The following is a 23,165-nucleotide window of genomic DNA, read 5'->3' as shown; positions in this document are numbered from 1 at the left end:
GAAGTCATTCTGATATGAAGTTAAAAGCAGATAATCTTATAAAATCATATAAAGGTAGAAAAGTAGTAAAAGGAATCTCTCTGGAAGTGAATCAAGGAGAAATTGTTGGACTTCTGGGACCAAATGGTGCTGGTAAAACAACCTCTTTTTATATGATTGTTGGTTTGGTAAAACCTAATGGAGGGAAAATTTCATTAGACAATATCGACATCACCAAATACCCAATGTATAAGCGTGCCCAAAATGGTATCGGTTATTTAGCTCAGGAAGCTTCTGTGTTTAGAAAATTAAGTATCGAAGATAATATCTTAAGTGTACTTCAGCTCACCAAACTTTCTAAAAAAGAGCAATTGCATAAAATGGAAGCGCTTATCGAAGAGTTTGGCTTAGGACATATCCGTAAAAATCGTGGCGATCTCCTAAGTGGTGGTGAGCGTCGTCGTACAGAGATCGCAAGAGCACTCGCTACAGATCCTAATTTTATCCTTTTAGACGAACCCTTTGCCGGAGTAGATCCAGTAGCCGTAGAAGATATACAACGTATTGTTGCCCAGTTAAAAGATAAAAACATCGGTATTCTGATTACAGATCATAACGTACAGGAAACTCTTGCGATAACAGATAGAACCTATTTGATGTTTGAAGGAAGTATTCTAAAAGCTGGTATTCCCGAAGAATTGGCCGAAGATGAAATGGTACGTAAAGTTTATCTGGGGCAAAATTTCGAGCTTAGAAAAAAGAAATTGAACTTTTAATGATAATACCGGTATTTGGTTTTTGAATCTTATCGTAAAAAATACTGATCAAAAACTATTCTTCGGTCGGCTTTTTTTCTTTGAAAAATAAAGACATCAAAATATAAAGTAATATCACACAAGGTATTGCTATAAATTTTAAGAGTACAATTAAAATAACAGTAAGTATTATAAAAATATAACGAACCTTATTTTCTGCAAACTTCCAATTCTTAAATTTTAAAGCAAATAAAGGAATCTCTGCATTAAGCAAGTAACAACTTAGTATAGTTAACCCTATCAAAAACCATTTATTAAGGATAATTTCTAAAATCCAGGGTTCTTGTTGAAACTTGAGTATTAATGGCAAACTAACAATTAGTAATGTATTTGCTGGTGTTGGCAAACCAATAAATGAAGTAGTTTGACGGGTATCTATATTAAATTTAGCTAATCGATATGCAGAAGCCAAGGTTATCAATAAACCCAGTAAGGATACATAAGACATATCAAAACTCGCTAAAATCTGTTCAGAATTCCAAGAACCAGGAGTTACATAAAATGGTTTCCCAAAAACTTGAGACAACAATTGATACATCACAATACCAGGTGCGACCCCACTGGTAACCATATCTGCCAAAGAATCAAGTTGCAACCCTAATTCACTCTTAACATCTAATATTCTCGCTGCAAAACCATCAAAAAAATCAAATCCTATACCTAGCATTACAAACAATGCAGTAAATTCTAATTGCCCCAAAACAGCAAAAATAACAGCAATACATCCACAAAAAAGGTTGAGAAGTGTAATGAAGTTTGGAATTTGTCTTTTAATAAACATGAAGTCTGATTTTGTGTAAAAATAGTAAACTTAATGGATACTTTATCTGATAATGGTTTCTAACCAAAAAAGAATTATTCTGCTAGTTACAAATCGTAGATTATAATCAAATTACTATCATAGTATCCTATCATTTTTTCAAATAAAATAAGTCATAACAACCTAATTAAATTTATTTAGAATTAGCTTTCCAAAAATGATTATTTACTACAAAAAAGCACTGATATCTTTATAAAAAAACATCAGTGCTTCATATCAGCGTTTAACTTTTTTGAAAAGAAGAAAAATAATCAGTCTTCTTTATTAACTATTAATCATTTATATATTGCAATATTTTATATACTGCTCAAACACCATACACAGCCCTAATCCGCTACCTCCAGGTCTACAACACCCCATTGATCCAGGGCAATCCTGATGAGAATAGCATGCTGGATGTCCCCCTCCTCCATTAATTTGTTTTTGTTGTGTTTTGGTTAAAATTTTACCTAAGTTTAAAATGTGATTTTTCATAATATAAGTTTTAAGATTACTTTTTATACTCCTAGCAATTAAAGTGGACCTGGATTAAGTCCGCAATTTCCATCAATACATGCATACGCATCTTCTGGTCCCAAAAAATTAGCCCATTCCCAACATTGAAATGCATTTTGACATCTACCTCCATTAATTTGTTTTTGTTGCGTTTTGGTTAAAATTTTACCCAAGTTTAAAATGTGATTTTTCATGATATAGGTTTTAAGATTATTTTTTTACGACAAACATTTTAAGACACTCATCGTTTGTGTCTATTCTGTATAAAAAACATTATTCCTAATTCAAACAATACAAAAGCCATAAAAAGCATTTTATATTTTTATATTTTGAATAAAACAATAGTAACCGATTATTTTCTTCCAAATCCGTAATAAAAAAGAGTAAACCCACTATTAACAACACTATATCAAAATGGATTCTAGCCCTCTGTTTATCCAAAGTTAGGTTGAGGGGTTGGGGTAATAAAACACAACTAATATAATATATCTTATTGAAAAAAAGTAATTTATATTTACATATAACTTTTTATCACATACTTAGAAAAACTTTAGTACTTTCTTGAAAAAAAGCTGAGTTGCTTTTTAATAAAAAGCAACTGCAGCCAAGTTATCAATAACCTACAGTAATATGAACTTTAAAACAATGGTTGTTTACTTTTAAACATATAATTGTAGAATTAATTATACATTCTACCTATCTCCAGGTTCATGCATACATACGTCTGTACATATTGGTCCCATAAAAATATAACATGGATCTCCTAGAGTACATAAATATGGGGCAATACCTCCGTTAATTGATTTTTGTTCTGCTTTACTTAAAGCTTTTCCTAAATTCAAAATTGATTTTTTCATTTTAGAATGATTTAATAATTAACAACATTTAAGATAATTGATATCAGAAGCCGATGATCCATATTTACAAGTTGATTCGTTCCACCCTAATTCTTCGCAAGAGGCTTCCATCTTTCCACCATTAATAGTTTTTTGTTTAGCTTTATTTATAACTTTTCCTAAATTTAAAATTGATTTTTTCATAATTTAAATATTCAATATTTACAGTTGTGATGAACATTTTAAGACACTCATCATGTGTGTCTATTCCTCGCGAGAGAATATTTTCACATTCAAAGCTCATCTTAGAGCTTTGTTTGTTTATGATACTGTTTGCATTCTTTTTTAGGAGTCATCGACTGATATGTTTTTTCATTAAGATCTTTGATAAAGAAAATCAAATCTGATAGGTCATCCTCTTTTCGAATATGATTGCCCATTTACTAATATTTATGGAATAAAATTGAGAGTATTTTTTTTACACATCAGATATATTATTGCTCTAATTGAAGCCTTTACTTTTCTTTTTCCCGACAGTGATCCCAATGCACAAAACAAGTATTAACAACCGAATCAAATATAGTATAAAGGCTAGTAGAAATACAAGGGAATTAGCCATATACCCCTAAAAACGAGGTATGAATTTATAAATTTTGACCGCTATAAATTTTACAAATATCAAGCTGTCAAAACATAAAAAACCTAGAAAAGAAATTAAAAAAGTAACTCTATACTCTTTAAAATAAAATATAGTTTTAAGCAATGAATTTCGTAAACATCGCATTGCAAAGAATTATATCAAATCGCCAGTTTAAGCATTTAAAAGATTATCTATTACTAAACGTTACAAAAAAGAAACATTCAATTATATTAATTGTAACTAAATAAGTTTAATTTCGTTATTAATAAGGAAGCTTTTTTTATGAGAAACATCATATTGTGTATTATTTCAGGCCTTTTACTCGCCATTAGCTGGCCGACCTATGGTTTTCCTTTATTTTTATTCTTTGGATTTGTTCCACTTTTGATTGCAGAATATAGCATTCGCAAAAATAAATACAGTAAAAGCCAGACTTTTGCCTTTGCTTTTCTTACCTTTTTTATTTGGAATATAATTACCACCTGGTGGATCTATAATTCTACTGCGTTTGGTATGTGGTTTGCAGAAATTGTAAATAGCCTTGTGATGACTTTGGTATTTTTGATTTATCATATTGTTGCCAAAAGAACCACATTTACGATTAGTAGTATATTTCTGGTTTGCTTTTGGATGACTTTTGAATATACACACTTACAATGGGAGTTTTCCTGGCCCTGGCTTAATCTGGGTAATGGATTTGCAGGCTTTACCTCCTGGGTACAATGGTATGAATACACAGGAACTTTTGGTGGTACGCTTTGGATCTGGGTCATTAACATTGGTATTTTTAAAAGTATACTGCTTTTTAAAGAACATAAGGATAAAACTATTCTATACAGATCTGCAATTAGTAATGGATTGATTATTTTAATACCTATTATAATATCATTTATTATTCTAAAAACGTATAAAGAAGAAGGTAGCGATATCGAAGTGGTTATTCTACAACCAAACATAAATCCCTATACCGAAAAATATAACACCACAGACACCCGAATAGGTAAATTATTAGACTCATTAACAAATACAGTTGCTACTTCAGAAACAGATTTTATTATTGCTCCAGAAACTGTTTTTGCAGATAACAATAGGCTTACCAATTTCTCTATTTCTATTGCCAAAAAAACAGCACAACATATACTTAACCAATATCCTAATGCAAATGTATTATCAGGAATATCATTAATAGATGTATTTAATGATCCTGGTAAAATTCGCAAACAAACGAACACTTATAAAGAAGGTATTTATTATGATGACTATAATTCTGCATTTTTTGTTCGCCCCGACGGCACTGATGAGTTATATCACAAAAGCAAACTAGTTGTTGGTGTAGAAAATTTTCCATATCAAAGTGTTTTAAAACCTATTTTGGGTGATGCTATGATTGATCTTGGCGGAACAGTCGCCAAGAAAACTACGCAAGAAGATAGAGAAGTATTCTTCTCTAAAGATAGTATTGGAGTAGGAACTTTAATCTGTTATGAGAGTATATATGGAGAATTTGCCACAGGGTATATTAGAAATAAGGCTAACTTTCTGGCAATTATTACTAATGATGCCTGGTGGGGTAATACTCAAGGGCATAGACAACACTTATCTTATGCTAAACTAAGAGCTATTGAAACCAGAAGAAGCATTGCCCGAAGCGCTAATACCGGAATTTCTGCTATTATTAACCAAACGGGAAATATCGTAGCAAAATTAGATTACGAAAAACAAGGAGCATTAAAAGGAACCCTTGTTACAAATGATAAAATCACATTCTATGTAAAAGCAGGAAATTACCTGGCTAGAGTTTCTATATTTTTATCGATTTTTATATTTCTTTTTTCTATAACCCGACGAAAAAGAAAAATGTCTTTACCCTCCTAACAAATAGAACTTAGTTATTTACTCTATATGTTCGTTGTCTATTGGTAATCACAGAGCAACTTATTCTTAATCTAGTTACTCCAGATATCTGTAGAGGTATATCACCTGGCATACCACCATATTCTACAATATAACCTTGTGATTCATAAGCTCCTCCTGCGGTTCCTCCAGCAATAGGTAAGTCGTTCCATGAATTAGGAATCCCTATACCTGGTGCAGTAATATGTGCATAATCTTCATTACCTGCATTATTGGGTTCACCATTATTCCAAAATGCAAATTCACCAGGAACAACAGACCCAGTTTGATTTCCTGTCCAAAAAAGAGTTCCTGCTTCTGGCCCGGTAACCCATGTCCATTGTCCTTCTGCAGCTTCGTCATTTGCTCCTATCCACCCATTACCTGTGATCTGTGATCCAGCAAAAGCAGCTTCAGCAGCACTAGTTAATGTAGCCAAATACCCTTGTAATCCAAAATATGTTCTCGTAGCCGCATCATCTCTTGCATCATCCCAACGAATCCCCGTATCTGGTACGAATTCATAAAAATGTCCCGTCTCAGGCAGGAATAGTGCATTCCCTATCACTATAGAAAATTCTTTTAATTCGGGAGGGCTAGATGCATTTGCTGAATATACTACAGCCAAAATTGCTGCTTCAAACTCGGCAAACGTTGCTGGGCCAGTAAGAAATAGTCTCCCTTCTGTTGCATTCCAAGAACTTGTTATATTAGGGTGACTACCAGTTAATGTTAACAAATCTTGCCCATTAACATATCCTGATGATATTTGTATTGAAATCTCATCGGCAGTTGTATCATCAGGATCAGTAATAGTAACCGATTGTACTACTGGTCTAGAATTGGTAGGGCTAGGACAAAAATGCTGATCACCACTAACTACAATTGTAGGAGGTTGATTAACAGTTACCGCAGTTAAGATCTGAACATTATCGATAAAAACTCTGTCATTATTAGCATCCCAGTTGTTTCCAACATTATCAAAACGAATTGTCGTAGTAGCAGAAATATATGCTGAAATATCTACACTATAAAAACCAGATTGAGTACCTCCAAATGTTGCTAGAGTAGTAAAATTAGTTCCATCACTAGATGCTCTAATAGCTAGCTCCTCTCCTGCTTCGAGGCTAGATGTTTCCCAATTAAAAGAAAGTGTAGCACTTGTTGCTCCAGATAAATTTGCCGTTCTGCTTATAGTCTCAGACCATATCCATCTAAATCTAAGTCGATTACCATTAATACTCATAAAACCACCAGCTGGGTCATTATTAAAATCAAAAGGTTCGATTTCATTCCAGTTTCCTGCCCAATTTAACGTACCATCATTATTGGCATAAGATACAGATCCAAATTCGTCTCTATATGTTCCTTGAGCAAAGGATAACAAAGTAAAAAATAAAGCAAATAAATAAAGTAGTGTTTTTCTCATTTAGTAGGTAAAAAAAGTAATATATCAATGTTTAAAATAGTAATAACTTTAATACTAAGCATATAAAAATCTGTACAATAAGTGTGACATCAAAGAAGTAACATAACACTACCTCTCCCAAACTTTTATGTTTGCTATTTAAGAATTAAGCATAATCCAATACATATCTTGCCCATGTATTAACCTAGTAAAAAATGATTGTAGTGTGTAAATAATATCTGCAAGATATAAAAATTCCTATAACTCATATTTAAATTACTGTATCTCACAAAAAATACTCCAATAGATTTAATGAATTTATTTTGAATTACAATAACACATAATTCTCTTATTTTAATCAATAACAATACAATTAAAATTAACCGCTATAAAACATTAATACTGTAATAAATCTTCTATTTATCGTTTCACAATACAGAAACTTCAAAACTTTGCTTCTTTGTAACTTATAAACCTTGTACCTTTGCAACTTTATAAAAAATTGTGAATTACGTATCAGTAGAAAATATCGCTAAAGGATTCGGAGAGCGTATCCTTTTTAAAAACATTTCTTTCGGAATCAACGAAGGGCAAAAAATTGGTTTTGTCGCCAAAAACGGAACTGGAAAAACTTCTCTCCTCGATATTGTTGCCGGTGATGAAGAACCTGATGAAGGCCAAGTTGTATATCGCAAAAATCTTAAAGTAGCTTTTTTGCCTCAGGAACCTAATTTGGATCCTGCTCTTACTATAGAACAAACTATTTTTGCCTCAGACAATGATATTCTTCAAGTAATTAACACTTATGAAAAAGCGTTGTTAAATCCCGACGATGTAGAAAGCTATCAACAAGCATTTGAAAAAATGGACGCAATTAATGCTTGGGACTTTGAAACACAGTATAAACAAATACTTTTTAAACTTAAACTAGAGGATCTTAATAAAAAGGTAAGTGAATTATCTGGTGGACAAAAGAAACGATTAGCTCTTGCCAACATATTATTAAGCAAACCCAATCTATTATATCTTGATGAGCCTACTAACCATTTGGATTTAGAAATGATAGAATGGTTAGAAGAATATTTTGCCAAAGAAAATTTTACGTTATTCATGGTAACCCATGATCGTTATTTTCTAGAAAATGTATGTAATGAGATTATAGAATTAGAAAACGGTCAACTCTATAGTTACAAAGGTAATTATGCCTATTATTTGGCCAATAAAGAGGCTAGGATAGTAAATGAACAAATTACAACAGATAAAGCCAAGCAACTTTACAAAAAAGAATTAGACTGGATGCGCCGACAACCAAAAGCGCGTACTACCAAATCCAAATCTAGAATTGATGATTTCTATGAAATTAAAGAACGCGCTCATAAACGTCGTAATGATCATGAAGTTCAACTCGAGATTAATATGGAACGTATGGGAAGTAAGATCCTCGAACTTCATAAAATCTCTAAACGTTTCGACAAACTTATCTTGTTAGACCAATTCGAATATGTTTTCAAAAAAGGAGAACGTATTGGTATCATTGGTAAAAACGGAACCGGTAAATCCACTTTTCTTAACATGATTACAGGTTCTATACCTCCTGATCATGGAAAAATTGTGATTGGCGATACTATAAAATTTGGATATTATACACAAAGTGGTATTACTATTAAAGAAGGTCAAAAAGTTATCGATGTGATTCGAGAATTTGGAGATTATATTCCTTTAAAAAAGGGAAGACAAATTTCTGCACAACAACTGCTTGAACGCTTTTTATTTGACCGAAAAAAGCAATATGATTTTGTAGAAAAATTAAGTGGGGGCGAGCGTAAAAGATTATACCTATGTACCGTTTTAATCCAGAATCCTAATTTTTTAATTCTTGATGAGCCCACCAACGATTTAGATATTGTAACTCTTAATGTGCTTGAAAATTTCTTATTAGATTTTCCGGGATGTTTGATTGTAGTATCTCATGACCGTTATTTTATGGATAAGATCGTAGATCACTTATTTGTGTTTAGAGGTAATGGTGTTATTCAGGATTTTCCTGGTAATTACACAGACTATCGTATTTATGAAGATAGTAAAGAACCCGAAGTAAAAACACCAGATGCAACAGAAACAAAAGTTAAAAACACCTGGAAAAAAGACAATAAAGCTGCTCTTTCTTATAATGAGCAAAAAGAATTCAATAAAATTGAACGAGAGCTTAAAAAACTAGAGCTGCAAAAAAAAGAAATCGAAAACCTTTTTGCCGAAGGTAATCTAGACGAAGAAAGTATAAATACCGAGTCCAAAAAACTTCAGAAAATCATTCAGGAAATTGAAGAAAATGAAATGCGATGGTTTGAACTTTCTGAAAAAATGGAAGAATGATATGGTTAACAAATAGTGTTAGATTTTTGATTTAGACTAAAAAATGTATTTCAAAATAAAAGCATATCTCAGATTTCTTTCTAAATCTACCAATCAACACGGAGTACATTCACCTTTTGTGTATAATTTGGTTACCCAATGTTTTTATAATACTGAAAAACGAAAAGCGTATATTGCTATAAAATCAATATATAAAAAAGCAGACAAAAAAATTCCTGTTAGATATCGTACTGCTAAACTTCTTAATCGTATACTTTCTTATTTTGACATTAAAACTGGTCTTGTTTTGACAGATTCGAAGGTTATATCAGAGATTTTATCAATAGATAATTTGGTTGAGATTGATCATAATATCCAATCGAAGAATGATTATGATATGATTTATCTAAACATAAATCAATTACACTCTCTCTTTAATATAGAATTATTGTTGTCTGTGGTGCATAACGACAGTGTTATCATACTCAATTCTATATATGAATCTGAAGACAATACCATTTTATGGAAAACAATACAAGAACATCCAAAAATTACTGTAACTATTGACACTTTTCATTTAGGTTTTGTATTTATTAGAAACGAGCAAGCAAAAGAACACTTCACCATCAGAGCATAAAAAAAGCCTAAAGATCAAATTAATCCATAGGCTTTTACATCTAAACATAAACTAAATCACATGAGTATACCCACTCATATAAAATTTTAAAAAAGTAATTATTGTATCATAAATATCATCATATATTATCTAAACATTCTTGAAAATACTGTTCTTCGTTTATGATATTGTAATTCTTTTGGATCATAAGGCTTGGTCTCTTCAGAGAAGCAAACCTCTTCAATAAACTCATGATAGGTCATCCCTTTCTCTTCAAGAAATCCAACGAGATATTTTTCTGTTGTTTCGACTCCACTAGCCTGTTCGATTGCTAGTAGTTTTTTATACAGTTTATCTATTTTTTCAATTGCTTCTCTAGGCGGAGCTTTTCTTCGTGCAAAAAAAGAAGTAATTTGCCCTTCATCATCCAGTTTTACATCAAAATCTGTAATCACCCAGTAATATCTACCGTCTTTTGCCAGATTCTTAACCAAAGCATGTATATTTTTCTTTGCCAGCAAGTGTTCCCACAACCATTTAAAAATGATTTTAGGCATATCTGGATGGCGAATCACATTATGAGGTTGACCGATTAGTTCTTGCTCTTCGTATCCACAGACCTCCATAAAATAATCATTCGCATACTCTATTATTCCTTTAGGATCAGTCTTACTCATAATTGTTTCTTTAGGATCTAAGACAATCTCTACATTAATGGGTTCGGGGCGTTTTAGTGCTTTCATATTTGTTTTTGTTAGTTAACATTCCAGAGCAAAACTAATCGTAACATCAAATGCAGAAAATGACAAAAATCATAGTATTATTAGGAGGGTTTAAGGGATTTATTTTTTAACTTACTTTTAACCCATCTGTCTTTCCCAAAGCAGCACACAGAATCAACAAAAGAACATTTTGCAATTAGAGTGTAACAACTTTTTATCTGCTGCGTCATATAGTCTAAAATTGTATCTTAACCATCTGTAAAGATTACTATATGGGAAATGTTATTGAAATTAGAGGAATTATCAGAAATTTTCAATTAGGTCAGGAAACAGTATACGTACTTAAGGGTATTGATCTTGATATTGCTCGTGGAGAATACCTAGCAATAATGGGCCCTTCTGGTTCTGGTAAATCTACTCTAATGAATCTACTGGGATGTCTTGACACGCCAACTGGTGGGACTTACAATCTAAACGGAAATGATGTTAGTAAAATGACCGATAATGAATTAGCTGATATTCGAAATCGCGAAATTGGTTTTGTTTTTCAGACTTTTAATTTATTGCCCAGAACTACTGCATTAGATAACGTTGCCTTACCTATGGTCTATGCCGGTGCTTCTAAAAAAGACAGAACCGTTAGAGCAGAAGAAGTACTTACCGATGTTGGGTTATCTGATCGAATGGATCACAAACCTAATCAACTTTCGGGAGGGCAGCGACAACGTGTAGCAGTTGGTCGTGCCTTGGTAAATAAGCCTTCAATAATATTGGCCGATGAGCCTACAGGAAATCTGGATTCTAAAACCTCATTAGAAATCATGCAGCTTTTTGATGAAATTCATGCCGCAGGAAATACTGTTATTCTGGTTACACACGAAGAAGAAGTTGCTGCACATGCACATCGTGTTATACGCCTTCGAGATGGAATGATAGAAAGCGATGTAAGGAACAAGTAGTTTCTTACATTAAAAAAGTATTCCAATCAAAATTATCTCGTCGATAAAAAATAAGGTTCTGGAAAAGTTTTTACCTCTAAACCGTTAACCAAACTAAATAATATATTGGTTACTAATGCAGCTGCCAAAGAGGATCCAACTACCAATTGTGGTGGTGTGATTTTAGTAGAATTCTCTTTATAGGATTCATAAAATTCGTAAAACCATGTTAAATTCATCTCTGCCTGATATTTAAAATATTCTAGCATATTCTTTATCAAAACCAATTCAAAACATTGCTTGTTGCGAGCAACATCATATATTTGTTCACTATCCGGAGTAACAACATAAGCTGCACCTGCCCATCCAAAATTTAAAGGATGAATTACAGGAATCCCTTCTTCTTTACATTTTTCATCAAAAACAAATGGAGTATCTTCTACATCAAAATCAATAGCATTAATAGCAATATCACAACCATTAATATATTCTGCGATATTATCTGGGTTCAAAAAAAGATGATGATATTCTATTTTTGCATTTGGGTTAATAGATAAAAGTCTTTTGGTAATAGACTCCACCTTAGACTCATCAATATCATTTTCTTGATAATTCTGCCGATTTAAGTTAGATAATTCTACGGTATCTCCATCTATAAATACAAAATTTTCAAAACCTAATCTTAGTGCTGTTTCTGCCAATACACTACCCAAACCAACGCCTCCAAAAACTATTTTTACATCTTTAATCTTATCTTGTTGTTCTGGAGTTATGTACAATGCATTTTTATAATATCGTTCGTTATGATGCATTTCTGGGATTGTTTTTTTTCTACTACCCAAAATTGAATTTTCTATCATAGATATTTTATTTATAGTCTTACCATTATTTCTCTTATAAATGATTGTATACAATCATTTATAACTCAAATCCTTTAAAAGAAAATAGAGAGATAGATCCCCTCCTATTTTTACATTAGAATTGGTATTATATAAAAAACTTTTGTCGTTCTTCTTTTTCTAAAAAATTCTTCTCTAACCATTTTTTCATATTATCTGATGTTAAAATAACGGGATACGTTGGACTACCCAGACAATCTCTAAGTTCTCCTACAATCTGCATATTAATCCCTAAATCCTGAAATATTTGATAAATCAAAACATCAGATTCTGCTATCATTAAACTATTAGGGTTATAATTGATGACCCCTAATGAATGAATTAATAAAATATGCAGCATTTGCCTAGAGGTAAAAGATGAATTCTGTAAACGTAATGCATTAGAATCTATCGCTAAACGTCCTAAATGCCATATTTCATTTACTTCTAAACTTTCTTTTTCAATTATTTGTTCAATGCTAATATTAAACTCATATTCTATAGGAAAAACAATGTTATTAGTTCTTTTAGTTGCTTTTATAGTCCCCAGAAGTTCTTGTTTTGAATTTCTAAATCCAAAATATACAGAATCTTCAAATTGATTAATATCACCATGTATCATATGTTCTAATTCCCGGTCATCTGGTAACCATTGGTATTTTTTAAAATAATGATGCGAATACATCTTAAAAACAAATTGGGATAATTCAGAAAGATTTTTTCTTCCTATTTGATATAAGCTAATAGCGCCAAACTTTCTAATCAAAAAATCGTCTTGAGGCATATCTAATAGTATCACTACGCAAATCTATTTTTGGTTAAAAATAGATTTCTTTTACTACCAAAAATGAGTCTTTTTATATTCGCTGTAGTTTGTAGAATAAGTGATAGTGGTTAAATGATAAGTGAAAAAATATCGAGAGGATGGGAACTAAATTTTAGTCCTACCTAATTCGTGTTCCTAAAATTTGTATTTTGGGGTTCATTTTTAACCAAAATTCATGCAACCATTACATATCCTGCTTCTTATTGCAGCTTATTTTGGGATTCTTCTTCTCATTTCTTATTTCACAGGAAAAAACTCAGGAAATGATGCTTTTTTTAAAGCCAATCGACAATCCCCTTGGTACATTGTAGCTTTTGGGATGATTGGTGCTTCATTAAGTGGTGTTACCTTTATCTCTGTTCCTGGGTGGATTGAAGCTTCGCAGTTTAGTTATATGCAGGTAGTATTAGGGTATATTTTGGGATATACTGTTATTGGTACTGTACTACTTCCTCTTTATTATAAACTTAATTTAACTTCAATTTACACTTATCTGGATGAACGTTTTGGTAATTACTCATATAAAACCGGGGCTTCATTTTTTTTACTATCACGAGTAGTTGGAGCGAGTTTTAGATTGTTTTTGGTGGCAAATGTTTTACAATCTATTCTTTTTGATGCTTTAGGCGTTCCTTTTTGGGTTACCGTTATCATAACCATATTATTAATCTGGCTATACACTTTTAAATCAGGAATTAAAACTATTGTATGGACCGATACACTACAAACACTGTTCATGTTAATCGCAGTAGGTGTAGCGATATATTATGTATCAGATGATTTAGGGATTCAGGGATCAAATTTATTGGGTTATGTATTAGAAAGTGATCTTTCGAGAATGTTCTTTTTTGATGATTTTAAAAGTGCTAATTATTTTTGGAAACAATTTTTATCAGGTGCATTTATTGCAATTGTCATGACAGGGCTAGATCAGGATATGATGCAAAAAAATCTCACCTGCCGAAGCTTAAAAGATGCACAAAAGAATATGTTTTGGTTTACTATTGTATTAACTATTGTAAACTTTATTTTTTTAGGTCTTGGGTTACTACTTACCCAATATGCATCACAAAATGGAATTGATGCTCATAAGGATCAGCTTTTTCCTGTAATTGCTACGCAAAGCGGATTAGGTTTTGGTATTGCAATCTTTTTTGTACTTGGTCTTATTGCTGCAGCATATAGTAGTGCTGATAGTGCGCTGACCTCATTAACCACATCATTTAGTATCGATATACTCGACATAGAAAAAAAATACAGTCCAACAGATCAGGTCAAGACCCGAAAAAAGATCCATATTCTATTTTCTTTCATACTAGTATTGGTTATTATCGCTTTTAAGTACATAATAAAAGACGAAAGTGTAATTGCAAAACTATTTGTATTTGCAGGGTATACCTATGGTCCTTTATTAGGTCTATATGCATTTGGGTTATTTACAAAACTAAAAGTAAAAGATAACTTAGTACCGATTATTGCAATCTTATCCCCAATTTTATCTTATATCATTAGCGAGAATAGTGATTTATGGTTTGGTTTTAAATTTGGTTTCTTTATCTTAATTCTTAATGGGTTTTTAACCTTTTTAGGGTTAATACTGATTCGTAGAAAGTAATACTAGTGTGCAGGCTATCTCTACTTCAATATTTGCTGCTTTAAGTTTTTGATAAAAATCTGGGTTTTCTGTTCCGGGATTAAAAATTACTCTTCTGGGATTTAGCTGTATGATGTCATCATAATAAGGTTGTTGTCTAAGAGGATTTAAGTATAAAGTAATTGTATCTATATTGTTTACATCATTTATATCGGTTTCAATTTTTACTCCTGCAACTTCTCCCTTTTTTAATCCAACAGCAGCGACCTCATGACCATGAGTTACCAGTTTATGAATAGCAAAGTTTGAATATCTATCTGTTTTTAAGGACGCTCCCAGTACTAATGTTTTTTTATCCATAAACTGTATTTGAATTTAAAACAGGAAAAATAGGTTTATTAGGACACCAAATAAAGACTTAAACGTTAAAAATAACCTGAAAACTGTTAAAAATAAAAGATGAATGTAACACAAATCAAAGCACTTCGTCTTACATATAAAAGATATGAATTTTCATAAATTTAGTTAGTTAGTTACTTATAATAATCAAATTTTATTCATAGTTGATGGTTAGTGTTACTATTTGGTTATTATAGAAAACCGCCTCTAATATTAGAGGCGGTTTTTAATTATTTAATATTTTGTTAAAGTCAAAATAAGGTGTAACAGAATAGACTTACTGTCGTCTTACACGTATAACACAATTAATCACAGTGTCAATTTTAGAAACAATTACGTATTTGTATTAGGCAATACAAAGTACAATGCATAACAATTATCAATCAAATAAACGTTCAGATGAAAACAATCAATCAAAAAGTAATTTTATTATTTTTCTCATTTTGGTGTCTAATCCTAACAGCACAACCAAGTAATGAAGCTGTAGTAGGTACTATACAAGGAAAAGTAATAGACAAAAATCTACAGCAACCCATACCCTATGCTACCGTAGCAATTCATGATGGAGCAGATAAAATTATAAGTGGAGGTATTAGTACCGATAGTGGAGACTTCTCAATTTCTGATATACCAAAAGGAAATTATACTTTAAAAGTACAATTTATAGGATACAAAACGTATTCTCAACCGGTTGAGATTTCTAAAAAAAATAAGGATATCAATGTTGGTACCATATCATTAGAAGAAGAAGCCGAATCTCTAGACGATGTAACTATAGTTGCCGAACGAACAACAATAGAGCAAAAAATTGACCGTAAAGTTATAAATGTAGGAAAAGACCTTACCACAACTGGGGGTACTGCTTCAGAAATCATGAATAATATTCCGTCGGTTAATGTAGATCAGGATGGTAATATCGCACTACGCGGGAATCAAAATGTACGTATCCTTATAGATGGTAAACCTACAAATATTGATGCTACACAATTATTAAAACAAATCCCTTCTACTTCTATTAAGAAAATAGAATTGATTACTAATCCTTCTGCTAAATATAATCCCGAAGGAATGAGTGGTATCATTAATATCGTATTACATAAGAATAGTAATATAGGTTTTAATGGTAATATTAATCTAGGGCTTAATTTTGATAAAAATGCGCGTTTTAATAGCTCTATAGATCTAAATTACAGAACAGGAAAAGTTAACTTTTACGGTAATTATGGCAATAACATCACCAAACGACAAAATGCAGGAGGGGTGTTTAGACAAGATCAAAATTACCAAACAGATTTTAAATTCTTAGACAATAATAAGTCTCACCTATTTAAAATAGGCTTAGATTACTTTATTGATGACCATAATACCGTCTCGATATATACCAATCAAAATTTGTTTGACGGACTTACAGACGGAACTACAGATATCACCTTTTTTAATAACGACCAGAGTGATTTATCCCAAAAGTTATTAAGTGATAGTGATAACCAAGGTTCTACATATAATTTCGATTATAAACATGATTTTAAAAAAGAAGGACACAATATAGAGCTAGAAGTTGATTATAATGTTTTTGAAAGTGATAGTGATGATCGTTTTAACTTTGTTGGAGGAGACGGATCGTTTACAAATTATAATGATCTTATTAATAATGAGCGAAAAAACACTACAATAAATCTCGATTATGTAAACCCATTATCAGAAAAAACCAAATTAGAATTAGGATATGAAACTCGTTTAAGAAGAACAGACAATGACTATCGTTCTACACTTTTCGCGAATTCAAAATATAATTACGACCGAAACATACATTCTTTTTATGGTACATATGGTCAAAATTTTGAAAAATGGTCATATCAGTTAGGAGCACGTCTAGAAAGCTATGAAGTTGAAGCTGTTTTTGATGGAGAAAAAATATTTGAAGATGATATTTTTACCGTATACCCTTCTGGTTTTATCAGCTATACTCCGGGAGAGAAAAACAGTTACCAATTAAGTTATAGCCGAAGAATTGATCGACCTGGATTAAACCAAGTAAACCCTATACGTGAATGGAGTACACCAAGAATAGTTTCTATCGGGAATCCAGAATTAAATCCACAGTTTACGAACTCTATAGAAGCGAACTATACACGTAAATTAGGAAAAGGATCGATAACCGGAGGAGTATTTTACAGAATCATTAATGATGAAATAAGTCAGGCTCTTGTAGAAAACCCAGATGTTGAAGAAGGTCAGATATTAACATTCAAAAATTTTGATAATAATTCTTCTTACGGTGTCGAGGTATCTAGTAACTATAGAGCTACAAAATGGTGGAGTTTTAATGCTAGTTTTGACTTGTATTCACAAACGCAAAAAGGAGTGGTAGATAATATCAATAGAGAAGTAGATGCTGTAGTATATAATTTTAGACTTAACAATAGTTTTAAAGCGACAAAAAACTTGACTTTTCAGGTATTTGGATTTTACAGAGGAGAACAGGAAGGTATATTATTTAAAACCAAGCCATTTTATTTTGTAAACACAGGAGCTCGTTATAATTTCTTAAAAGGTAAAGGTACAGCCAGTATTAACTTTAACGATATTTTTAACACAATGCGTTTCAGGTTTTCTGCAAATAACCCATATCCGCAAAATGGACAGTTTCAAGGTGAAACGCAAACTGTTTTCCTAGGATTATCTTATCGATTCGGAAGCGGAAAAAATAGAAAAGTTTCGAGAAAACGAAGAGATAATAATGAAAAATCCGGCGGAGGCATACTATAATCGGGCTTTTCTCAAAAAAAATGTTAATATTATAACTAATAACTCAGATATTTGTTAAATTTAATACAGTTTTCTCAAAAACCTTATTAAAGTTAAATAAATGCAAAAAAATAACAAATTCTGTAACACTTTACAATTTACAACGTTTAATATAGTATAGTCATGGTTATGATTTATTTGAATTAGCCTTTAAAAAATTAATAACCGAGTTATTAGATAAAAAAACGCGAAGCTTAATTGCTTCGCGTTTTTCATTTTTTTCTACTTTGCAATTACCATCTAATAATAGCACTACCCCAGGTAAACCCACTTCCAAAAGCTGCCAGGACTACCAAATCCCCTTCTTTAATTTTACCCTGCTCCCAGGCTTCTGTTAATGCTATAGGAATAGATGCTGCTGTAGTATTGCCATATTTCTGGATATTATTATAGACCTGATCATCAGATAATTTAAATTGTCGTTGTACAAATTGAGAAATTCTCAGGTTTGCCTGATGTGGTATTAACATATCAATATCTGTGGCAGATAAATTATTGGCCTGTAATCCTTCATTAATTACTTCAGAAAAACGTACTACTGCATTTTTGAATACAAATTGACCATTCATGTACGGATAGTAAGGAATATTCTCTTGTGGATTCTCCGAAATAATTTCTGGTACCCAATGTTCTGTACTAGGTCCTTCTAGAGATAATTCTTTGGCATGTGCTCCTTCACTATGCAAATGTGTAGACAAAATCCCTTTACCTTGTTCTTCACTTCTCGTTAATACTGCTGCTCCTGCTCCATCACCAAAAATTACCGAAACTCCTCTTCCTCGAGTTGTCATATCCAAACCACCACTATGGTTTTCACTTCCTATGACCAATACATTTTTATACATGCCGGTTTTGATAAACTGATCTGCTACCGATATCGCATATACAAACCCACTACATTGATTACGAACATCTAACGCCGGGATAGTTCTCATATTCATCATTTCCTGAACTCTAACTCCTCCTCCAGGAAAATACATATCAGGACTAAGAGTTGCAAAGATGATAAGTTCTATATCATCTGTAGTAAGTTTAGCTCTTTCTAAAGCTATTTTTGCTGCTTTGACTCCCATAATAGAAGTACTATTACCATCTCCCTTTTTGATATGACGTCTTTCTTTTATACCAGTACGTTCCTGAATCCATTCATCATTTGTATCCATCACCTTAGATAGATCGTCATTGGTTACGACATTTTCGGGGACATAAGATCCTAAACCAGATATTTTTGAAGTATACATGTTGTAAATTTATTGTGTATTGTGAGTTGTGAGTTATTTTTTGCTTAACTAAAAGTTATCACACAATATATGTATTCTTAACATTTTGATAAAAGAAACCCTACTTATATTATATGCACGCATAACAAAAAAAACCTAAACAACTGTATTGCAAACCTCTGTAAAAAAAGAGACTACTAATTTTAATTAGTAGTCCCCATCCCCCAATCTTCCTAAAACTAGAGTTTTAGAAATTTCTTTATCACTACCTTATTATCATCACGCACCTTAATAGTATACATTCCTGATGGAAAAGAAGTAAATGAAATTGTATTTTTAATCGATAAATTTTTATTCCCTATAACCAAATGCCCATTTAGGTCAAAAACTTCGCAGCTGGCATTAGACATTTCAGTTTTGCAGTCAATATAAACCTCACCTTTTAAAGGATTTGGATAAACCGAAAATGAACTACCCCTAGAACCATTTATTTCAGTAATAATATCCTGCATCGAATTTGTTTCTTTCTATTGTCAAAATCAAAAAAGATTTCTATTCAACTATTATATAGACAAATATATAGATATTCATCTCCTCAAAACATACGTAGCCCCACGTAATTAGGCTACAATAGTGAACATATCCTGGTTAGAGTAGTAATTGTTTATTTTTCTGAGACCAGATCAACAAAGCATTTGGCTTTTGCTCAAGGGTAAGTTTTCGAATTATATTTGCTCTGTGTTTTTCTACAGTTCTCACAGAAATACTCAAAAGATCTGCAATTTCTGTACTTGTCATTTCTTCTGCAATGCGTTTTAGGATTTTAACTTCGGAAGGAGTTAGTTTTTCTATATCCGAATTACGCTCTGAAACATTTGTGAAACGTTTGTATATTTTTTCGCTAAAATAAGGTTCTCCTTTACTTACACTTGCTATACAAGCTTCAATCTCTGTTAAAGCAAATTCTTTTAATAAATATCCATGAATATTATATTTTACTGCATCTTCAAAAAACTTCTTTTCTTTATGAAGAGTTATCAAAATGATTTTGGTATCTATCTGGTATCGCTTACAATTTTTAGCAATATCTACACCTGTAAGATTAGGCATTTCGATATCCAAAATAGCAATATCTGGTTTATCTTTAATGATTGCATTATACGCAGAAAGTCCATCAGAATGCGTATTTATGATGTTATATTTTCGTTCTTTCAAAAATTCCTCTAGCCCTCTTAATAATAGAGGGTGATCATCTGCAATAAGTATATTAGGTTTAAGCATGTTTCGGAATATTAAATATAAGCGTAGTCCCACTATCTATTTCAGACAGTATATCGAAAGTAGCTTTCAAAAATTTTGAACGCTCATTTAATGTTTTAAGACCTATTTTGGAGATCGATATTTTTTCTTTAGAAACATCAAACCCCTTACCATTATCTTTAATAATTATTTCTACATTATTTTCTTTGTTAGTCACTTTAATTTCTGCAGATCTCGCTTTAGAATGTTTAATAATATTATTAAAACTTTCTTGTACTAATCTATAGATATTAACTTCTTTCTCCTGGTCAAACACCTGGTCGATATTATCTATTTCTGCCGAAATAAAAATATCATAATTCTCGTCGATCATCTCTACACTACTTTGTAAAGTTACCGTAAGGCCTAGTTCTTCTAATTTAAATGGATGTAAACTTCTTGAGATGGTTCTCACCTCATCTATTACACCATCTACCACAGCAGCTGTCTTGGTATCTTTGTTCTGTAGAATCCTGTTTTTAATGAGTAATAAACTTTGGCCAACACTATCATGAAGATCTTTAGAGATACGTTTACCAACGCGCTCCTGGGTTTGCAAAAGTTCTTGTAAAAATGATTGTTGTAATTTTTTATTTTTAATAAGAAGTGTTCTGTTTCTATATAAATAGATCAATAAAAACAAAAGAGTTAAACCTATGCCGCCAAATATTAACAGGTTTTTCTTTGCTTCATCTTTTGCTTCAAGCATCTCGATATTAGCTTTCTGAATTGCAATTTTACTATCTCTTTTTTCGGTCTCATATAATGTCTGGTAATAAATAACACTATTAGATCGAGTTAAATTATAGATAGAATCTTTCAATACTTGATATCTATCTAAATGTATTAGAGCTTCTGGTAGTCTATTCAGGTTTTTATTTGCTTCATAGAGTTCTTTTTCCAAATGTACCTGCCCCCTAATGTCATTCGAATTCTTAAAAATCTCAATCTCTTCTTCAAAAACAGGAATTGCCTCTTTATATTCTCGTTTTGCAATTTTATATCTACCTAATGCTTTTAAATAAAATATTCTATCATAAGGGCTATTTATTAAATCAGTAGAAAGTTCGAGGGTGTCTAAATATTTTTTGGCAATATCTGGCTTGCCTTGTTTAGAATAAAACTCTGAAACATATGCCCTTAATCTAAACATATTGGCATGGCGACCAGTCTCTTTTCTCAACAATTCGAGAGCAGTAAGATAGGCTTCCCCTTCTTTTTTATATTCTTTTTTCTTTACAAAATCACGAGCATCATTTACACTTAATTCTGATAAAGCTTGAAAATCCTTATTCTTTTGGCTATTTAATAATACTCTAATTTTCTGCCTTTCTTCAAAAGATTTCTCCAAAAGATAAAGTTGGCTAAAAATTCCGGATACTGCTAACCCACTATATGCTATATAAGCAGTATCTTTCATTTTGGTATATAATCGATTGGCTGCCTGGTATTTTAAAATTGCTTTAGAAAGTTTACCTAATCGCTCATATGCCTGCCCATTAAAATAAGTTGCATCTGCCTCAAAAATAGAATCTTTGGTTTGATGATATATTTTCTCTGCATTTGTATAATCTACAATTGCTTTTTCTAAGTTATCAATTTGATAATTAGCTCCTGCCCTTTTAATATAGAGATGTCCAAGGTTAATTTTATTATTAATTTTGAGACTATCTTTAATACAATTATTTACAATAATCAATGCAGAATCTGGTTTACCAATTACCTGAAGATAATGAAATGTAAGTCGTGAAGTTTTAAAAGCTGCCAGGTCAAAGCTATCCAACTGCTTAGCCAAATCAATATATCGCAGTGTATATTTTGGATAGTTTTGTTTATAAAATTCAAAATCCGAATTTCTTTTCTTATATAATACACTCGATAACGAATCTAATAAATAAAGCTTTTCATTTGTATTTGTTGCATTTTCTACTTGGTCTATTAGTTTTAAAACAGTCTCTCTCTGCTGCGAAAAAGCATAAAAATGAAATGCAGCAACAAAAATAAATATGTATATTTTGCTTCTTAACATTCTAGGGGGTTCTAATTGTGAAGATACACATAAATGTATTTTCAAATTGCATGACAGGTCTCAATTTTTTGTATCTAAACCTTTTTCTTAATGAGAAATCTAAAAAATTAATAGATAACCTTATACTTATCCTATTTCTAAACACCACATTAAAACCTGTAAATCAACAGTGTATAAAACAACTCACAATTTCTATTACATTACATCAAAATAATCTCAATTTCTTGATTTACCTCATTAGAGACGATAAGAAAACACTTACATTATATTAACCCAATACTGCTATAAAACAGCATTAATTCGACCAATTGTTTTTACCGTATTTTTCACATCAGAGAACATCACACCAGATATAAGTAGATTTTACTCTACTATGCGTCATTATTTACGGCTTTGTATACAAAATAGTAACATCTAAAACGAGAAAGATGCGCCAACCACAGCGCATCTTTCTATCAACCTAACCAATAAATAAACAAACCAAGCCAGTCGAGTGACCGACTATAGGTACTTTTAAAAATTCTTATCTTTTTTTAATCTACCAACCCAGATGGCGATAGTAAAAACCATCGCCAAACCGGATTTATACAGTTTACAA

At 31.6% G+C, this 23,165-nt stretch carries 21 protein-coding genes; 7 read left to right on the top strand and 14 right to left on the bottom strand.

Annotated features, from left to right (window positions below; all coding sequences use genetic code 11):
* Positions 1–14 precede the first annotated feature (14 nt).
* A complete protein-coding gene (gene lptB, locus Z053_RS0115960) occupies positions 15–755 on the top strand; it encodes an LPS export ABC transporter ATP-binding protein (RefSeq protein WP_025665996.1) in 741 nt (246 codons plus the stop codon).
* A gap of 55 nt (positions 756–810) precedes the next feature.
* Here lptB and Z053_RS0115955 read toward each other — a convergent pair whose 3' ends face one another.
* The 5 genes from Z053_RS0115955 to Z053_RS31565 all read right to left on the bottom strand — a co-directional run bounded on the left by Z053_RS0115955 (position 811) and on the right by Z053_RS31565 (position 3,149).
* On the bottom strand, positions 811–1,575 hold the full coding sequence (locus Z053_RS0115955) for a CDP-alcohol phosphatidyltransferase family protein (protein WP_025665995.1): 765 nt from the start codon (positions 1,573–1,575) through the stop codon (positions 811–813).
* A gap of 318 nt (positions 1,576–1,893) precedes the next feature.
* The gene (locus tag Z053_RS0115950) at positions 1,894–2,088 is read right to left on the bottom strand and encodes a hypothetical protein (RefSeq protein ID WP_025665994.1); all 195 of its coding nucleotides are present in this window, start codon (positions 2,086–2,088) and stop codon (positions 1,894–1,896) included.
* A 38-nt stretch (positions 2,089–2,126) separates the two neighbouring features.
* On the bottom strand, positions 2,127–2,303 hold the full coding sequence (locus tag Z053_RS31575; RefSeq protein WP_160170110.1) for a hypothetical protein: 177 nt from the start codon (positions 2,301–2,303) through the stop codon (positions 2,127–2,129).
* Positions 2,304–2,801: 498 nt separating this feature from the next.
* The gene (locus Z053_RS31570; RefSeq protein ID WP_160170109.1) at positions 2,802–2,966 is read right to left on the bottom strand and encodes a hypothetical protein; all 165 of its coding nucleotides are present in this window, start codon (positions 2,964–2,966) and stop codon (positions 2,802–2,804) included.
* A gap of 18 nt (positions 2,967–2,984) precedes the next feature.
* Complete coding sequence (locus tag Z053_RS31565; protein WP_160170108.1) at positions 2,985–3,149, bottom strand: hypothetical protein; 165 nt, start codon at positions 3,147–3,149, stop codon at positions 2,985–2,987.
* 718 nt (positions 3,150–3,867) lie between these two features.
* On the opposite strand from Z053_RS31565, the gene lnt reads away from it, so the two are divergent.
* Complete coding sequence (lnt, locus tag Z053_RS0115925; RefSeq protein ID WP_025665993.1) at positions 3,868–5,460, top strand: apolipoprotein N-acyltransferase; 1,593 nt, start codon at positions 3,868–3,870, stop codon at positions 5,458–5,460.
* Positions 5,461–5,470: 10 nt separating this feature from the next.
* Here the strand turns inward: lnt and Z053_RS30250 are convergent, their stop codons facing one another.
* Positions 5,471–6,907: a C-type lectin domain-containing protein gene (locus Z053_RS30250; RefSeq protein ID WP_025665992.1), complete on the bottom strand. Its 1,437-nt coding sequence runs from the start codon at positions 6,905–6,907 to the stop codon at positions 5,471–5,473.
* Between the two features lie 483 nt (positions 6,908–7,390).
* On the opposite strand from Z053_RS30250, the gene Z053_RS0115915 reads away from it, so the two are divergent.
* Together Z053_RS0115915 and Z053_RS0115910 are read left to right on the top strand one after the other, a co-directional pair.
* Positions 7,391–9,259, top strand: coding sequence for an ABC-F family ATP-binding cassette domain-containing protein (locus Z053_RS0115915; RefSeq protein ID WP_025665991.1), 1,869 nt, complete (start codon positions 7,391–7,393; stop codon positions 9,257–9,259).
* Positions 9,260–9,302: 43 nt separating this feature from the next.
* On the top strand, positions 9,303–9,875 hold the full coding sequence (locus tag Z053_RS0115910) for a hypothetical protein (RefSeq protein WP_025665990.1): 573 nt from the start codon (positions 9,303–9,305) through the stop codon (positions 9,873–9,875).
* Between the two features lie 125 nt (positions 9,876–10,000).
* Here the strand turns inward: Z053_RS0115910 and Z053_RS0115905 are convergent, their stop codons facing one another.
* Positions 10,001–10,597: a PAS domain-containing protein gene (locus tag Z053_RS0115905; protein WP_025665989.1), complete on the bottom strand. Its 597-nt coding sequence runs from the start codon at positions 10,595–10,597 to the stop codon at positions 10,001–10,003.
* A gap of 251 nt (positions 10,598–10,848) precedes the next feature.
* Between Z053_RS0115905 and Z053_RS0115900 the strand changes: the two genes are divergently transcribed.
* Entirely contained in the window at positions 10,849–11,535 is a 687-nt protein-coding gene (locus Z053_RS0115900) for an ABC transporter ATP-binding protein (RefSeq protein ID WP_025665988.1), read from the top strand.
* 32 nt (positions 11,536–11,567) lie between these two features.
* Here Z053_RS0115900 and Z053_RS0115895 read toward each other — a convergent pair whose 3' ends face one another.
* Complete coding sequence (locus Z053_RS0115895) at positions 11,568–12,374, bottom strand: ThiF family adenylyltransferase (RefSeq protein ID WP_025665987.1); 807 nt, start codon at positions 12,372–12,374, stop codon at positions 11,568–11,570.
* A 127-nt stretch (positions 12,375–12,501) separates the two neighbouring features.
* Positions 12,502–13,176: a hypothetical protein gene (locus Z053_RS0115890; RefSeq protein WP_025665986.1), complete on the bottom strand. Its 675-nt coding sequence runs from the start codon at positions 13,174–13,176 to the stop codon at positions 12,502–12,504.
* Between the two features lie 217 nt (positions 13,177–13,393).
* On the opposite strand from Z053_RS0115890, the gene Z053_RS0115885 reads away from it, so the two are divergent.
* Positions 13,394–14,833 carry a sodium:solute symporter gene (locus tag Z053_RS0115885; protein ID WP_025665985.1) on the top strand — a complete coding sequence of 480 codons (1,440 nt, stop codon included), beginning with the start codon at positions 13,394–13,396 and terminating at the stop codon, positions 14,831–14,833.
* Here the strand turns inward: Z053_RS0115885 and Z053_RS0115880 are convergent.
* Positions 14,810–15,172, bottom strand: coding sequence for a CoA-binding protein (locus Z053_RS0115880; protein WP_025665984.1), 363 nt, complete (start codon positions 15,170–15,172; stop codon positions 14,810–14,812). The genes Z053_RS0115885 and Z053_RS0115880 overlap by 24 nt on opposite strands.
* Before the next feature lie 438 nt (positions 15,173–15,610).
* On the opposite strand from Z053_RS0115880, the gene Z053_RS0115875 reads away from it, so the two are divergent.
* Positions 15,611–17,980: a TonB-dependent receptor domain-containing protein gene (locus Z053_RS0115875; RefSeq protein ID WP_025665983.1), complete on the top strand. Its 2,370-nt coding sequence runs from the start codon at positions 15,611–15,613 to the stop codon at positions 17,978–17,980.
* Positions 17,981–18,252: 272 nt separating this feature from the next.
* Here the strand turns inward: Z053_RS0115875 and Z053_RS0115870 are convergent, their stop codons facing one another.
* From Z053_RS0115870 to Z053_RS0115855, 4 genes are all read right to left on the bottom strand, one after another.
* Entirely contained in the window at positions 18,253–19,260 is a 1,008-nt protein-coding gene (locus Z053_RS0115870; RefSeq protein ID WP_025665982.1) for a 3-oxoacyl-ACP synthase III family protein, read from the bottom strand.
* A 218-nt stretch (positions 19,261–19,478) separates the two neighbouring features.
* Positions 19,479–19,751 carry a T9SS type A sorting domain-containing protein gene (locus tag Z053_RS0115865; protein ID WP_025665981.1) on the bottom strand — a complete coding sequence of 91 codons (273 nt, stop codon included), beginning with the start codon at positions 19,749–19,751 and terminating at the stop codon, positions 19,479–19,481.
* Between the two features lie 136 nt (positions 19,752–19,887).
* Positions 19,888–20,520, bottom strand: a complete 633-nt coding sequence (locus Z053_RS0115860; protein WP_025665980.1) for a response regulator — start codon at positions 20,518–20,520, stop codon at positions 19,888–19,890.
* Positions 20,513–22,567, bottom strand: coding sequence for a tetratricopeptide repeat-containing sensor histidine kinase (locus Z053_RS0115855; RefSeq protein ID WP_025665979.1), 2,055 nt, complete (start codon positions 22,565–22,567; stop codon positions 20,513–20,515). The genes Z053_RS0115860 and Z053_RS0115855 overlap by 8 nt, the downstream gene beginning before the upstream one ends.
* Positions 22,568–23,165 lie beyond the last annotated feature (598 nt).

This window comes from Aquimarina megaterium XH134, assembly GCF_000520975.1.
Lineage (GTDB): Bacteria > Bacteroidota > Bacteroidia > Flavobacteriales > Flavobacteriaceae > Aquimarina > Aquimarina megaterium.
This window is presented reverse-complemented; position numbering and strand designations above follow the sequence as displayed.

What these genes read in the sequence shown, in the direction of transcription:
- lptB (WP_025665996.1), top strand. Translation starts at nt 15, where the DNA reads ATGAAGTTAAAAGCAGATAATCTTATAAAATCATATAAAGGTAGAAAA.
- Z053_RS0115955 (WP_025665995.1), bottom strand. Translation starts at nt 1,575, where the DNA reads ATGTTTATTAAAAGACAAATTCCAAACTTCATTACACTTCTCAACCTT.
- Z053_RS0115950 (WP_025665994.1), bottom strand. Translation starts at nt 2,088, where the DNA reads ATGAAAAATCACATTTTAAACTTAGGTAAAATTTTAACCAAAACACAA.
- Z053_RS31575 (WP_160170110.1), bottom strand. Translation starts at nt 2,303, where the DNA reads ATGAAAAATCACATTTTAAACTTGGGTAAAATTTTAACCAAAACGCAA.
- Z053_RS31570 (WP_160170109.1), bottom strand. Translation starts at nt 2,966, where the DNA reads ATGAAAAAATCAATTTTGAATTTAGGAAAAGCTTTAAGTAAAGCAGAA.
- Z053_RS31565 (WP_160170108.1), bottom strand. Translation starts at nt 3,149, where the DNA reads ATGAAAAAATCAATTTTAAATTTAGGAAAAGTTATAAATAAAGCTAAA.
- lnt (WP_025665993.1), top strand. Translation starts at nt 3,868, where the DNA reads ATGAGAAACATCATATTGTGTATTATTTCAGGCCTTTTACTCGCCATT.
- Z053_RS30250 (WP_025665992.1), bottom strand. Translation starts at nt 6,907, where the DNA reads ATGAGAAAAACACTACTTTATTTATTTGCTTTATTTTTTACTTTGTTA.
- Z053_RS0115910 (WP_025665990.1), top strand. Translation starts at nt 9,303, where the DNA reads ATGTATTTCAAAATAAAAGCATATCTCAGATTTCTTTCTAAATCTACC.
- Z053_RS0115905 (WP_025665989.1), bottom strand. Translation starts at nt 10,597, where the DNA reads ATGAAAGCACTAAAACGCCCCGAACCCATTAATGTAGAGATTGTCTTA.
- Z053_RS0115900 (WP_025665988.1), top strand. Translation starts at nt 10,849, where the DNA reads ATGGGAAATGTTATTGAAATTAGAGGAATTATCAGAAATTTTCAATTA.
- Z053_RS0115895 (WP_025665987.1), bottom strand. Translation starts at nt 12,374, where the DNA reads ATGATAGAAAATTCAATTTTGGGTAGTAGAAAAAAAACAATCCCAGAA.
- Z053_RS0115890 (WP_025665986.1), bottom strand. Translation starts at nt 13,176, where the DNA reads ATGCCTCAAGACGATTTTTTGATTAGAAAGTTTGGCGCTATTAGCTTA.
- Z053_RS0115885 (WP_025665985.1), top strand. Translation starts at nt 13,394, where the DNA reads ATGCAACCATTACATATCCTGCTTCTTATTGCAGCTTATTTTGGGATT.
- Z053_RS0115880 (WP_025665984.1), bottom strand. Translation starts at nt 15,172, where the DNA reads ATGGATAAAAAAACATTAGTACTGGGAGCGTCCTTAAAAACAGATAGA.
- Z053_RS0115875 (WP_025665983.1), top strand. Translation starts at nt 15,611, where the DNA reads ATGAAAACAATCAATCAAAAAGTAATTTTATTATTTTTCTCATTTTGG.
- Z053_RS0115870 (WP_025665982.1), bottom strand. Translation starts at nt 19,260, where the DNA reads ATGTATACTTCAAAAATATCTGGTTTAGGATCTTATGTCCCCGAAAAT.
- Z053_RS0115865 (WP_025665981.1), bottom strand. Translation starts at nt 19,751, where the DNA reads ATGCAGGATATTATTACTGAAATAAATGGTTCTAGGGGTAGTTCATTT.
- Z053_RS0115860 (WP_025665980.1), bottom strand. Translation starts at nt 20,520, where the DNA reads ATGCTTAAACCTAATATACTTATTGCAGATGATCACCCTCTATTATTA.
- Z053_RS0115855 (WP_025665979.1), bottom strand. Translation starts at nt 22,567, where the DNA reads ATGTTAAGAAGCAAAATATACATATTTATTTTTGTTGCTGCATTTCAT.